Here is a 12,905-nt window from a genome sequence, read left to right as displayed (position 1 = left end):
GGTTTGTTCTCGTCCGATTTTTTTGGCGGCTCGCGCCGCCGTTGCCTACGCTCTCACCGGGAGACGCGCCCCGATGTGCCTGATCGTTTTCGACTGGCGACCCGACGCGGTCGACGGCCCGCTGTTCACGCTCGCCGCGAATCGCGACGAATTCTTCCGCCGCACCGCCGAGCCGCTCGGCTGGTGGCGCGACGCGCCGGCGGTGCTGGCCGGCCGCGATCTGGTCGGCGGCGGCACGTGGCTCGGGCTCACGCGCGACGGCCGCTTCGCCGCGCTGACCAATTACCGCGCGCCGAGCGAAATGCGCGCCGACGCGCCGACCCGCGGCACGCTGGTCAGCGACTGGCTGAGCGGCGCCGCGCGCGATGCCGACGGCCGGCCGCACGCGTCGCCGCTCGCCTATCTGCGGCACGTCGCCAAAACCGGCGATATCTATAACGGCTTCAATCTGCTGGTCGGCGACTGGAACCGGCGCGAACTCGCGTGGTACTGCAATCGCGGCGTCGAGCGGCGCGAGCCCGAACTGCTCACGGCGGGCACGCACGGGATTTCGAACGCGGTGCTCGATACCGCGTGGCCGAAGCTGGTCAGAAAGCGCGCGGAACTCGGTGCGCTGCTCGCACGCGAGCCGATGCCGCCGCTCGAACGGCTGATCGATCTGATGCGCGATCCGCGGCTCGCGCGCGACGACGAGTTGCCGTCGACCGGAATTCCGCTCGAACGGGAACGGGTGTTGTCGGCGGCGTTTATCGAGTCGCCGGATTACGGTACGCGCAGCACGACCGGGCTTCGGGTCGCCGCTTTCGGTGACGTGCTAGGCGTCGCGGTGGCCGAGCGCAGCGACGATAACGGCTCGCACCGGGTGGTGCGGCCGGGGGATTTCGAGCGCAGTTTTGCGTTTAATGTGGAGCGCGATCCGGTCAGCGTGGCTTAAACCCGCCTCACTGCGTCCCTCACTCGGTCCCTCACTCAGTCCCAAACGCCGCGCGCAACGCCGCCGCGGCATCGGCGTGCGCTTGCGCGACCTCGGGCACATAGCCGCCCATCTTGAAGAACTCGTGAATCATCCCCGGGTAGCGCTTGAGCGTGACCCGATTGCCAAGAGCGCGCAGCTTGTCCGCATACGCGTCGCCCTCGTCGCTGAGCGGATCGTATTCGGCGGTCGCGATCCATGCCGGTGCGACGCCGTGAAAATCGGGCGCGCCGCTGACGCCGTCGAGCGGCGCGAAACGCCAGTCGTCGCGATCGCGGCTGTCGCGCAGGTATTGCTCGAAGAACCACTGGATCGTGTCGCCCGACAGCAGAAAACCGTTCGCGAGCCGCGAATGCGAGTCGGTCTGCTGATGGCCGGTGGTGCCCGGATAGATCAGCAATTGCAGCGCGAGCGCGATACCGGCGTCGCGCGCGAGCACCGCGCAGACCGTCGCCAGCGTGCCGCCCGCGCTGTCGCCGCCGACCGCAAGGCGCTGCGCATCGAGGCCGAATTCGGCCGCGTGCGCGTGCAGCCAGCTGAGCGCATCGAATGAGTCTTCCACCGCGGTCGGGAATTTGTGCTCGGGCGCGAGCCGGTAATCGACCGACAGCACCGCGCAGCGGCCGTCGCGAGCGAACATCCGGCACAACGCGTCATGCGTGTCGACGCTGCCGACCGTGAAGCCGCCGCCGTGGTAGTAGAGAAAGGCCGGCAGCGGTTCCGCCCAACTCGGCTCGACCGGACAGTAAAGGCGCGCGCGGATCGTCGCGCCGTCGCGGGTCGGAACCCGCAGGTCTTCGATAGAAAACATCGGCGCGCTCGCGATCTCGAGGATCGGCGCGCTCTTTTCATACGACGCGCGCGCCGCTTGCGCGCTCATCTCGTGATACTGCGGGCGCCGGGCCCGCGCGATCATGTCGAGCACCTGCTCGATCTTCGGATTCAACGGCATGTGTGAGAGGTGTGACGCGTGATAGAAGTGTGGCGGGAGGCGCCCCGCGACGCGTGGCAATCCGCGCCGCGCACGAGCGCCCCGCTCTGGACAACAACGAAGGCCGGGCCGCGCGCGATGCCGCTTCAACGACCCGACAACCGGCGACTAATCCGCGCTCTTCACTTCGGGCTTCAGCGACATCGGATCGGACGGCTCGCGCAGCTGCTCGATATCGTCGTGGCGCAGCTTCACGGTCGCCATGATGCCCGGATGCGTGATGATATAGAAACGCCGCGCGGCGATCGCGTCGAACGTGAGGTTCGCGACGTCGTCGGCGCTCAGGCGCCCCGACTGCACCGCGCGCTGCAACTGCTTGCCGGCGGCGATCTGTGAACGCGTCGGCCGGCCCGCGTTGCGCAGGTCGGCCGGACGCGCGCGCTCGGCGTCGGCGATGCCGGTCGGCACGAACGCCGGACACAGCAACGAGCAGCCGACCCGCGCGCCTTCCGCGCTGTGCGCCTGCGCGAGCTTCAGGTCCTGATAAAGCGTCTCGGTCAACGACACCACCGCGTGCTTCGACGCGTTGTAGATGCCCATCGCCGGCGGCGACAGCAGCCCCGCGACCGATGCCGTGTTGACGATATGCGCGGGCTCGTTCTGCGCGAGCATGATCGGCGTGAACACCCGCACGCCGTGCGCGACGCCCATCACGTTGACGCCGAACACCCACGACCAGTCGTTCGCCGAGCTTTCCCACAGCAGGCCGCCGGTGCCGACGCCCGCGTTGTTCAGCAGCAGATGCACCTTGCCGAACGCATCGAGCGCGGCCTGCGCGAGCACCTCGACCTGCGCGGCGTTCGATACATCGGTCGGCACGCCGATCGCGTCGGCGCCGGCCGCGCGCAACGCGTCGACGGTGCGCGCGAGTTCGGCGGCATCGACATCGGCCAGCACCAGCTTCATGCCGAGCGCCGCGCCCTTGTGCGCGAACGCGCGGCCGAAGCCGCTGCCCGCGCCGGTGATCACCGCCACCTTGCCTGCAAATTCAAACGTCATTTCCCAATCCCGGTTTAGTGGCGGTGCCGTTGTCGTAGCGAAGTCCAGGCGCCGCTCAGATCAGCTTGACCAGCTGCTTGCCGAAGTTCTTGCCCTTCAGCAGCCCCATGAACGCCTGCGGCGCGGACTCGAGCCCTTGCGCGACGGTCTCGCGATACTGCAGCTTGTGCTGCGCGACCAGCGTGCCGAGCTGCCTGAGCGCATCCGGCCACACTTCCATATGTTCGCTGACGATAAAGCCCTGCACCAGCAGCCGCTGCGTGAGTATCAGCGCAGGATGTTTCAGCGGCAGCGGCTGGCCGTCGTAGCCGGCAATAAAACCGCACAGCGCGATACGCCCGAACGCGTTCATGCGCGCGAGCGTCGCGTCGAGCACCTCGCCGCCGACGTTCTCGAAGCAGCCGTCCACGCCATCGGGCGTCGCCGCCTTCAGGTCCTGATACAGGTTGCCGGCCTTGTAGTCGACGCAGGCGTCGAAGCCGAGCGTGTCGACTACGTAGCGGCACTTGTCCGCGCCGCCGGCGATACCGACCGCGCGCGCGCCGGCCGCCTTCGCGAGCTGACCGACCACGCTGCCGACCGCGCCGCTCGCCGCGCTGACCACCACGGTCTCGCCGGTCTTCGGCGCGATGATGCGGTTCAGCCCGTACCACGCGGTGACGCCCGGCATGCCGACCGGGCCGAGATACGCGGACAGCGGCACGTGCGTGTCGTCGACCTTCTGAATGCCCGCGCCGTTCGAGGTGCCGTACTCCTGCCAGCCGAACATCGCGACGACCTTGTCGCCGACCGCGAACTTCGGATTCTTCGACTCGACCACTTCGCCGACCGTGCCGCCGATCATCACTTCGTTCAGCGGCTGCGGCGCCGCGTACGACTTGCTGTCGTTCATGCGGCCGCGCATGTACGGATCGAGCGACAAATAATGGTTGCGCACCCGCACTTCGCCGTCGGCCAGCGGCGCGAGCGGCGTTTCGACGAGCTTGAAGTTATCGGGCGTGACCGCGCCCTGCGGACGCGAAACCAGCAGCAGTTGGCGGTTGATCTGGCTCATCGGGTCGTCTCCTTGGGTTGATCCGGGCGCCGCGGTTCGGTGCCGAAGCGCGCGTGTTTTTGAGGTGTTGAGGCGTTGAAGTCTTGAGGTAGGGACGCTCAGCCGTCGCTCGGACCGGGCTTCGCGCCCGGGTCGGTACGCAGACGCTGGCGCGCGACGTCGCGGCCCACCGCGAGGCGGCGCATGTATTTGAAGGTGCCGAGCGCCTTGGCGACGAAGTGGCCTTCGCTGTCGCGAATCTCGCCTTCGCAATAGGCCATCGTGGTCGAGCGATGCAGCACGCGGGCGCTCGCGCGCAACTCGCCGCGGCCCGGCTGCATGAAGTTGACTTTCATCTCCACGGTGACGACACCGACGCCGTCGCCGGCGAGACTGCGCGCGGCCATCGCCAGCGCGATATCGGCGAGCGTCATCGTGACGCCGCCGTGCGCGACGTCCCACGTGTTCATGTGATCGTGCTGCAACGGCAGCAGCACTTCGCTGACGCCGTCGGCGGCGGACAGCAGCTGCGCGCCGAGACGGTCGACGAACGGGCTTTCGGGGAGCACGGGGGGGACTGTTTTTGCGGGAGAAGTTGGATCGGTCATTGCGGTGTTCGGAATGGATGGGCGGCAACGTCGGTCGCGCGGTCGCTCGTTGCACGTGTCGCGGCGAATATCGCCGCGCAGGTCGCGGCGCATGTCGCGACATGAAGCGCACAGCCAAAAATGATACCTGCTATCGCTGTCATGCATCGGCCCCTCGATGCCCGCTCATCCGTCTGGCGAGGCGCCCCACGCGGCGCGCCGCGTCGTCGAGCAAGTCGAGGTCGGTGCTCGGGCAACTGAGCCGGATGAAATGATCGAAGCGCCCGGTGTTCGAAAACACGGTCCCGGGCATGATGCGGATGCCGTCATCCAGCGCCGCGTCGAACAATGCCGCCGACGACAACCCGCGCGGCAACTCGATCCAGAAAAACAGTCCGCCACGCGGGGGCGTAAAGCGCGTGCCCTCGGGAAACGCCGCGGCAATCGACAGCGCCATGCGCTCGCGCTGACATCGCAGGCTGTCGCGCAAGCGCTGCAGATGTCGCGCGTAGGCGCCCGTCTCCAGAAAACCTGCCAGCACGACCTGCGACAGCTGTTGGTTGTGGCGCGACTGCGCGAACTTCAGCATCCGCACGCGCGGATGCCAGCGTCCGCCGTTGATCCAGCCGATCCGCATACCGGGCGCGAGCGTCTTGTTGAACGACGTGCAATGAATCACCGTGCCGTCCGTATCCCACGCCTTCAGCGATTTCGGCGCGGGCTCGTCGTCGACCAGTTCGCGATACGGGTCGTCCTCGATCAGCGCCACGCCGGCGTGCGAGCACAGCTCGACGAGAGCCGCCTTGTGCGCGTCGGGCATCACGCTGCCGAGCGGATTCTGCAGATTCGGCACCACGACCACGGCCTTGATGCCGCGATGGTGTTGCAGCGCAAAGCTCAGCGCATCGATCGCAAGACCCGTGCTCGGACTCGCCGGGATTTCGAGCGCGCGCAGTCCGAGGCTTTCGAGCACCTGCAGCAAGCCGAAAAAACACGGCGATTCGACCGCGACCGTGTCGCCCGGCTGGGTCACCGCGCGCAGCGCGAGGTTGACCGCTTCGATGCCGCCGTGCGTCATGATGATTTCGTCCGCGCCGATCTCGATGCCGCCGTCGAGCGCGCGCCGCGCGATGACCGCGCGCAACGCCGGATCGCCGAGGTCGGGGCCGGCTGAAGTGAGCAGCGTCGGCTCGCGCCGCAACGCGCGCATCGCGGCCTGTCGCAAAGCATCGGTCGGATAGAGCTCGGGGCACGCGGTCGCGCCGCCGAGATTGAGCGCATCGGGGAAGCGCTGGAATTTCGACACGAGCGTCGAAATCGCCGAGTGAATCCCGACGAACTGCGCTTCGCCCGGCAACTGTGCCGGATCCGGTTCGAGCGCGGCCGGCAGCGCCGCCGGCGGCATGCGCACGAAGTAGCCCGAACGCGGCCGCGCTTCGATCAGCGCCGCGCGTTCGAGCACCCGATAGCTTTCGGTCGCGGTCGCGAGACTGACGCCGTGGCGCTGCATGAATGCGCGCATCGACGGCATGCGATCGCCCGCGCGCAGCGCGCCGTTGCCGATCGCGCGGCGATAGTGATCGGCCAGTTGCCGGTACAGCGGCTGGCCGTCCGATAAGGAGGCGGCGCGCGCGGCGCGCCGCTCGAAGCTCAAATCGTTCATGCGTCGATGGTGCGCACAACCGGCGCGCGAGAACAGATACAGATCGGCACGATGGCGACCGATACAGCCGACCGGGATGCTTCGCTGTAGCGCTTCAGATCGTCGATGCCTGTCGCTGTTTTCACGTGGACGAACTCAATAAGCTGTGCAGCAGGAAAACGAATTGAAGGAAACCATCGTGACTCGCTTGCACTGTGCCGTGTGCCCATCCGATCCTCGCGCGTTACGCGTCGCCCGCGGCCAGTCGACACTTGTCGATCTGCGTGCCGGCACGGCTATCGTGGCCGTCGAAGGCGAGCTGGAACTGTGCTTTCGCGACCACTCGCTCGCATGGCTCGGTAGCGCTGCGCCGGTCACGTCGTTCTCCGTCCGCGAAGGCGAACAGTTCGTGATCGGCCAGCACGGCGTCGTGGCGATCCGTGCGCCGCATGCCAGCGCCGCGCTGCGGATCGCGCCGGCATCGTCCGGCACGAGCGCTGTGCGCGCGCTCCTTCGCGGTGCGCTTCCGGGCCTCGCGAGCTTCGTTGCCCGGCAGTTGCGGCGGCTCGCCTGAGCCGCCGCGTTCATCGGCGCCGTCTCACGAAACCGCCGCCGCGGCGCCGGTTAGAATGCGTAACCACCTCGCTCACTGTCCGCTTCCTTCTTTCAGGTGCCGGCCATGTCCTCGTTACGCATGCTGCTTCGCAGGCCCCGTTGCGCGCTGCTGCGCATTTTCGTCATGGCCATCGCCGCCTTGACGCTTGCCGGTTGCGCCGGCATGTTCGGCGGCGATCCATTACGGGTGAACGTCGCCGGCATCGAACCGCTGCCCGGCGAGGGCTTCGAAATGCGCTTCAATCTGAAGCTGCGCGTGCAGAATCCGAACGACACCACGCTGACTTTTACCGGCATCGCGCTCGATCTCGAGCTGAACGGCAAGCCATTCGCCTCCGGTGTCAGCGATCAGGCCGGTACCGTGCCGCGCTTCGGCGAAACCGTCGTCAACGTGCCGTTGACCGTCCCCGCCGTCGCCGCGGTCCGCCAGGCTTTCGCGTTCGCCAGCGCGACGCAGTCCGGCCAGGTGCCGTACCTGCTGCGCGGCAAACTCGCCGGCGCCGGTATCGGCGGCACGACCCGCTTCGTCGATCAGGGCACGCTCAGCCTGCCGGGCACGGCAACACCCTAGCGGTCACCATGCGCCTGCTGGTGCCACCTTGCGCCACCTTGCGCCGGCTGCCGCCACGGCACGAAAACGCGTCACGCGACCTCGAACAGGCCCGCCGCGCCCTGCCCGCCGCCGATACACATCGTCACCACGACGTACTTGACGCCGCGCCGCTTGCCTTCGATCAGCGCATGGCCGACCAGCCGCGCGCCCGACACGCCGTACGGATGACCAACCGCGATCGCGCCGCCGTTCACGTTCAGACGGTCGTGCGGGATGCCGAGCTTGTCCGCGCAATACAGCACCTGCACCGCGAACGCTTCGTTCAGCTCCCACAGACCGATGTCGTCGACCTTCAGGCCGGCCTTTTGCAGCAGCTTCGGCACCGCGAACACCGGGCCGATGCCCATCTCGTCCGGCTCGCAGCCGGCCACCGCGAAGCCGCGGAAAATACCGAGCGGCTGCAGGCCTTCGCGCTCGGCCTGGGTCGCGTTCATCACCACGCACGCCGATGCGCCGTCCGAGAACTGGCTCGCATTGCCGGCGGTGATCACGCCGCCGGGCAGCGCGGTGCGAATCTTCGCGACGCCTTCGAGCGTGGTATCGGCGCGAATCCCTTCGTCGCCGCTGACCGTCACCTCCTTCGTGAACAACCGCCCGCTCGCCTTGTCGGCGACGCCGGCGAGCACCGTCAGCGGCACGATCTCGTCCTTGAACCTGCCGGCTTCGAGCGCGGCGGCCGCGCGCTGCTGCGAACGCGCGCCGTATTCGTCCTGGCGTTCCTTCGATATCGAGTAGCGCTTCGCGACGTTCTCCGCCGTTTGCAGCATCGACCAGTAGATTTCCGGCTTGTGCTGGTTGAGCCAGCCGTCGGTCATCATGTGGCGGTTCATCTCGTTCTGCACGCACGAGATCGACTCGACCCCGCCCGCGACGTACACGTCGCCTTCGCCGGCGATCACGCGTTGCGCGGCCAGCGCGATCGTCTGCAGTCCGGACGAACAGAAGCGGTTCACGGTCATGCCCGGCACGCTGACCGGCAGCCCCGCGCGCAGCGCGATCTGACGGGCGATATTGCCGCCGGTCGCGCCTTCCGGATTCGCGCAGCCCATGATCACGTCCTCGATGCGCGCCGGATCGAGCTTCGCGCGCTCGACCGCGGCCTGTGTCACGTGACCGCCGAGCGTCGCGCCGTGCGTCATGTTGAAACCGCCGCGCCACGATTTGGCGAGACCCGTGCGGGCGGTGGATACGATTACGGCGTCAGTCATGCAAATCTCCACGAATATCGTTAACGGCGCGCCGGCTCGCTGCCTTTGCAGCGTATGCGCGAAGCCGCGCCGCTTTAGTCCTTAGATGCGCGCGGTGCGGGGACCCGGTCCGACTGCACGCGCGCTTGCCGGCTCGCTCAGCCGTTGAAACCGCGCCCTTCGGCCGCGAGCTTCGCGATCGACGGCGCGAGCTTCCACGCATCGCCGTTCGGCCGCGCCGCATAGCGGCGAATCGCGCGTTCGACGTTGTAGAGCCCGACCGTATCCGCGTACAGCATCGGGCCGCCGCGATGAAGCGGGAAGCCGTAGCCGGTCAGATAGACCATGTCGATATCCGACGCCTTCGACGCGATCCCTTCCTCGAGAATCTTCGCGCCTTCGTTGACGAGCGCGAACACCAGCCGCTCGACGATCTCCTCGTCGCTGATCTTGCGGCGCTCGGTATTGGCCTCTTTCGAGAACGCGTCGATCATCTCGTCGACGACCTTCGACGGATACGCGGTGCGGTCGCCCGCCTTGTAGTCGTACCAGCCGCCGCCGGTCTTCTGGCCGAAGCGCCCCATCTCGCACAGCCGGTCGGCGATCTTCGAGTAGTGCATCTCCGGATGCTCGATATAGCGGCGCTTGCGGATCGCCCAGCCGATGTCGTTGCCGGCCAGATCGCTCATCCGGAACGGCCCCATCGCGAAGCCGAACTTCTCGATCGCGCGATCGACCTGCGCGGGCAGCGCGCCCTCTTCAAGCATGAAGAGCGCCTGACGCACGTACTGCTCGATCATCCGGTTGCCGATGAAGCCGTCGCACACGCCCGACACCACCGCGGTCTTTTTAATCTTCTTCGCGAGCTTCATCACGGTCGCGAGCACGTCTTTGGCGGTCTCTTTGCCGCGCACCACTTCGAGCAGCTTCATCACGTTGGCCGGGCTGAAGAAGTGCATGCCGACCACGTCCTGAGGACGCCTGGTGAACGCGGCGATCTTGTCGACGTCGAGCGTCGACGTGTTCGATGCGAGGATCGCGCCGGGCTTCGCAACTTCATCGAGGCGGCGGAACACCTGTTCCTTCACGCCGAGTTCCTCGAACACCGCCTCGACGATCAGGTCGGCGTCTTTCAGGTCGTCATAGGAGAGCGTCGGCTTGAGCAGCGCCATCCGCTGTTCGAGCGCTTCGGGCTTGAGCTTGCCCTTCTTCACGGTTGCTTCGTAGTTCTTGCGAATCGTCGCGACGCCGCGATCGAGCGCTTCCTGTTTCGTCTCGAGCAGCGTGACCGGAATGCCGGCGTTCAGGAAGTTCATCGCGATCCCGCCGCCCATCGTGCCCGCGCCGATCACGCCGACCTGCTTGAGCTCGCGCACGGGGGTATCGGCCGGCACGTCCGCGATCTTGCTGGCCGCGCGCTCGCCGAAGAACGCATGACGCAGCGCGCGGCTCTCCGGCGTCTGCACCAACGCGAGGAAGCATTCGCGCTCCAACGCGAGGCCCTTGTCGAAACCGTTCTTCACGCCCGCTTCGACCGCGTCGATGCACTTGTGCGGCGCCGGGAATTGCTTCGCGATGCCGGCCACCGTATTGCGCGCGAACTGGATGAAGCCGGCCGCGTTCGGATGCTCGATCTTGCGGTCGCGGACCTTCGGATGCGCGCCGGTTTTCGCGCCGACCTTGCGCGCGAACGCGAGCGCGGCTTCCGCCAGATCACCCTCCACCACTTCATCGAACAGACCCGAATCGGCGAGCTGTTCCGACGGCACCGGCGCGCCCGACACGATCATGTTGAGCGCCGCTTCGAGGCCGATCGCGCGCGGCAGCCGTTGCGTGCCACCGGCGCCCGGCAGGATGCCGAGCTTCACTTCGGGCAGCGCGATCTGCGCGCCGGGCGCGGCGATCCGGTAATGCGCGCCGAGCGCGAGTTCGAGACCGCCGCCCATCGCGACGCTGTGAATCGCCGCGACGACCGGCTTCGGGCTGTTTTCGACGGCGCGAATGACGGTGCCGAGCGTCGGCTCCTGGGTGGCCTTCGGGGTGTTGAATTCGGTGATGTCCGCGCCGCCCGAGAAGGCTTTGCCCGCGCCGGTCAGCACGATCGCCTTGACGGCCGGATCGTTCTGCGCGCGCTCGAGCCCGTCGACGATACCCGCTCGCGTCGACAGACCGAGGCCGTTGACCGGAGGATTGTTCAGCGTGATGACGGCCACGCCGTCGTGAGTTGTGTAGTCCACTGCCATCTGCCTGCCTCCATGCGATCCATGCAATGAGGCGGCGCCTGATGCGCCGCCTGTCCGGTTCATCGAGTCTGCTCATTGTCAGACTTTTCGGGCGACGTTTCCGGGCTCAGCAGGCAGAATACACAAAAAAGCACGCTCGTTCAATTTACTGCCGGGCGGGGTTTCCCCCAGGGTCGTCCCGCGGGGTCGGCCGGCAGGGTCGTCGGGCAGCGACCAGGTTTGATCTGGCTCTCGCGCGGCTCAGGTGCCCGGCGTGAGCGGACAGTTGCGGCTGTCTTCGAGCGCGGACGGCAGCACGTGGTCGCGAAACAGATCGCGCAGCTTCAGTTTCTGCAGCTTGCCGGTCGCGGTGTGCGGCAGTTCGTCGACGAATACGACGTCGTCGGGAATCCACCACTTTGCGACCTTGCCGTCGTAGAACGCCAGCAGTTGTTCGCGTGTGAGTTCGTGCCCCGCGCGCCTGACCACCACCAGCAGCGGCCGCTCGGTCCACTTCGGATGCGCGCACGCGATACAGGCGGCCTCCGCGACCGCCGGATGCGCGATCGCGACGTTCTCGACGTCGATCGAGCTGATCCATTCGCCGCCCGACTTGATCACGTCCTTCGAGCGGTCGGTGATGTGCAGGAAGCTGTCGGGGTCGATCGTCGCGACGTCGCCGGTCGGGAACCAGCCGTCCACCAGCGGCGAGTCGTCCTTGCGGAAATAGCGGTCGATCACCCATGGGCCGCGCACGTACAGATCGCCGAACGCGACGCCGTCCCACGGCAACTCGCGGCCGTCTTCGCCGACGATCTTCATATCGACGCCATACAGCGCATGCCCCTGCTTTTCGAGCAGCTTGCGGCGCTCGTCGAGCGGCCGTTGACTCTGCTCCCACGTCAGTTTCGACAAGGTGCCGAGCGGCGACATCTCGGTCATCCCCCATGCATGAATCACCTGCACGCCGTAGTCGTCCTCGAAGGTGCGCAGCATTGCCGGCGGACACGCGGAGCCACCGATCACCGTGCGCTGCAGCGTCGAAAACTTCACGCCGGCCTCGCGCAGATAATTGAGCAGTCCGAGCCAGACGGTCGGCACGCCGGCCGAATAGGTGACGCGCTCGCTCTCCATCAGCTCGTACAGCGACTTGCCGTCGAGGTCCTTGCCGGGGAACACCAGCTTCGCGCCGGTCAGCGGCGCCGCATGCGGAATGCCCCACGCGTTCACATGGAACATCGGCACGACCGGGAGCACCGCGTCGCGCGCGGACAGACTCATCGCATCGGGCAGCGACGCGCCGAACGCGTGCAGCACCGTCGAGCGATGCGAATACAGCGCGCCCTTCGGATTGCCGGTCGTGCCGGACGTGTAGCACAGATACGAGGCCTGCCGCTCGTCGAGCGCGGGCCACTCGAAGTTGCCGTCCTGCCCGTCCATCAGCGTTTCGTAGCACAGCAGCGGCGTTTGCGTGGCCGGCCGGTGCGCTTCGTCGCACAGCGCGATCCAGCCGCGCACGCATGGACACTGCGGCGCGAGCACGTCGACCAGCGCGGCAAAGGTGGTGTCGAACAGCACGTACGCGTCGTCCGCGTGATTGACGATGTAGGCGATCTGGTCGGGGAACAGCCGCGGGTTGATCGTGTGGCACACCGCGCCGAAGCCGGTCGTGCCGTAGTACGCCTCCAGATGCCGGTAGCCGTTCCACGCGAGCGTCGCGACCCGTTCGCCGGGCTCGACGCCGAGCGCGAGCAGCGCCTGCGCGAGCTGCTTCGCGCGCTTTTCGCAATCGCGGTACGTGTAGCGATGCAGGTCGCCTTCGATGCGCCGCGACACGATCTCGGTGCTGCCGAAATGCCGCGCGGCATGCGCGAGCAGCGATGACACGGTGAGCGGCACGTCCATCATCTGGCCCAGCAGCGGCGTCGTCATAAGGCGGGGTCTCCTCGGCTTGTCGGTGTCGGTTCGGGTCGCCGCGCAAGGTTCGAACGCCGCGCGCGGCCGGCCAGCAGCGCCGCTGGCGCGGACTTACAATATCGGCTA

Annotated in this window: 11 protein-coding genes; 3 read left to right on the top strand and 8 right to left on the bottom strand. The window is 67.2% G+C overall.

Annotation, left to right across the window (positions count from 1 at the left end; translation table 11 throughout):
• Positions 1–73: 73 nt before the first annotated feature.
• Positions 74–934 carry an NRDE family protein gene (locus LJ656_RS02350; protein ID WP_230507655.1) on the top strand — a complete coding sequence of 287 codons (861 nt, stop codon included), beginning with the start codon at positions 74–76 and terminating at the stop codon, positions 932–934.
• A gap of 31 nt (positions 935–965) precedes the next feature.
• Here LJ656_RS02350 and LJ656_RS02345 read toward each other — a convergent pair whose 3' ends face one another.
• The 5 genes from LJ656_RS02345 to LJ656_RS02325 form a co-directional block, all read right to left on the bottom strand.
• On the bottom strand, positions 966–1,925 hold the full coding sequence (locus LJ656_RS02345) for an alpha/beta hydrolase (protein WP_230507654.1): 960 nt from the start codon (positions 1,923–1,925) through the stop codon (positions 966–968).
• A 147-nt stretch (positions 1,926–2,072) separates the two neighbouring features.
• Positions 2,073–2,963 (bottom strand): SDR family oxidoreductase, encoded by an 891-nt coding sequence (locus LJ656_RS02340; RefSeq protein WP_230507653.1) that lies wholly within the window; start codon positions 2,961–2,963, stop codon positions 2,073–2,075.
• A 55-nt stretch (positions 2,964–3,018) separates the two neighbouring features.
• Positions 3,019–4,017: an NADP-dependent oxidoreductase gene (locus LJ656_RS02335; protein WP_230507652.1), complete on the bottom strand. Its 999-nt coding sequence runs from the start codon at positions 4,015–4,017 to the stop codon at positions 3,019–3,021.
• Between the two features lie 98 nt (positions 4,018–4,115).
• The gene (locus LJ656_RS02330) at positions 4,116–4,604 is read right to left on the bottom strand and encodes a PaaI family thioesterase (RefSeq protein WP_230507651.1); all 489 of its coding nucleotides are present in this window, start codon (positions 4,602–4,604) and stop codon (positions 4,116–4,118) included.
• A gap of 139 nt (positions 4,605–4,743) precedes the next feature.
• A complete protein-coding gene (locus LJ656_RS02325) occupies positions 4,744–6,246 on the bottom strand; it encodes an aminotransferase-like domain-containing protein (RefSeq protein WP_230507650.1) in 1,503 nt (500 codons plus the stop codon).
• Between the two features lie 163 nt (positions 6,247–6,409).
• On the opposite strand from LJ656_RS02325, the gene LJ656_RS02320 reads away from it, so the two are divergent.
• Together LJ656_RS02320 and LJ656_RS02315 are read left to right on the top strand one after the other, a co-directional pair.
• Positions 6,410–6,799 carry a hypothetical protein gene (locus tag LJ656_RS02320; protein WP_230507649.1) on the top strand — a complete coding sequence of 130 codons (390 nt, stop codon included), beginning with the start codon at positions 6,410–6,412 and terminating at the stop codon, positions 6,797–6,799.
• Positions 6,800–6,904: 105 nt separating this feature from the next.
• Positions 6,905–7,411, top strand: coding sequence for an LEA/WHy family protein (locus LJ656_RS02315; protein ID WP_425605894.1), 507 nt, complete (start codon positions 6,905–6,907; stop codon positions 7,409–7,411).
• Between the two features lie 71 nt (positions 7,412–7,482).
• On the opposite strand, the gene LJ656_RS02310 is transcribed toward LJ656_RS02315, so the two are convergent.
• From LJ656_RS02310 to LJ656_RS02300, 3 genes are all read right to left on the bottom strand, one after another.
• Positions 7,483–8,661: an acetyl-CoA C-acyltransferase gene (locus tag LJ656_RS02310; protein WP_230507648.1), complete on the bottom strand. Its 1,179-nt coding sequence runs from the start codon at positions 8,659–8,661 to the stop codon at positions 7,483–7,485.
• A gap of 137 nt (positions 8,662–8,798) precedes the next feature.
• On the bottom strand, positions 8,799–10,883 hold the full coding sequence (locus LJ656_RS02305; protein WP_230507647.1) for a 3-hydroxyacyl-CoA dehydrogenase NAD-binding domain-containing protein: 2,085 nt from the start codon (positions 10,881–10,883) through the stop codon (positions 8,799–8,801).
• Positions 10,884–11,123: 240 nt separating this feature from the next.
• On the bottom strand, positions 11,124–12,794 hold the full coding sequence (locus LJ656_RS02300; RefSeq protein WP_230507646.1) for a 3-(methylthio)propionyl-CoA ligase: 1,671 nt from the start codon (positions 12,792–12,794) through the stop codon (positions 11,124–11,126).
• Positions 12,795–12,905 lie beyond the last annotated feature (111 nt).

It is taken from the genome of Paraburkholderia sejongensis (genome assembly GCF_020880815.1).
GTDB lineage: Bacteria > Pseudomonadota > Gammaproteobacteria > Burkholderiales > Burkholderiaceae > Paraburkholderia > Paraburkholderia sejongensis.
Note: the sequence above shows the minus strand (reverse complement) of the source record. Positions and strands in the feature narration are given on the sequence as shown.

What these genes read in the sequence shown, in the direction of transcription:
- LJ656_RS02350 (WP_230507655.1), top strand. Translation starts at nt 74, where the DNA reads ATGTGCCTGATCGTTTTCGACTGGCGACCCGACGCGGTCGACGGCCCG.
- LJ656_RS02345 (WP_230507654.1), bottom strand. Translation starts at nt 1,925, where the DNA reads ATGCCGTTGAATCCGAAGATCGAGCAGGTGCTCGACATGATCGCGCGG.
- LJ656_RS02340 (WP_230507653.1), bottom strand. Translation starts at nt 2,963, where the DNA reads ATGACGTTTGAATTTGCAGGCAAGGTGGCGGTGATCACCGGCGCGGGC.
- LJ656_RS02335 (WP_230507652.1), bottom strand. Translation starts at nt 4,017, where the DNA reads ATGAGCCAGATCAACCGCCAACTGCTGCTGGTTTCGCGTCCGCAGGGC.
- LJ656_RS02330 (WP_230507651.1), bottom strand. Translation starts at nt 4,604, where the DNA reads ATGACCGATCCAACTTCTCCCGCAAAAACAGTCCCCCCCGTGCTCCCC.
- LJ656_RS02325 (WP_230507650.1), bottom strand. Translation starts at nt 6,246, where the DNA reads ATGAACGATTTGAGCTTCGAGCGGCGCGCCGCGCGCGCCGCCTCCTTA.
- LJ656_RS02315 (WP_425605894.1), top strand. Translation starts at nt 6,905, where the DNA reads ATGTCCTCGTTACGCATGCTGCTTCGCAGGCCCCGTTGCGCGCTGCTG.
- LJ656_RS02310 (WP_230507648.1), bottom strand. Translation starts at nt 8,661, where the DNA reads ATGACTGACGCCGTAATCGTATCCACCGCCCGCACGGGTCTCGCCAAA.
- LJ656_RS02305 (WP_230507647.1), bottom strand. Translation starts at nt 10,883, where the DNA reads ATGGCAGTGGACTACACAACTCACGACGGCGTGGCCGTCATCACGCTG.
- LJ656_RS02300 (WP_230507646.1), bottom strand. Translation starts at nt 12,794, where the DNA reads ATGACGACGCCGCTGCTGGGCCAGATGATGGACGTGCCGCTCACCGTG.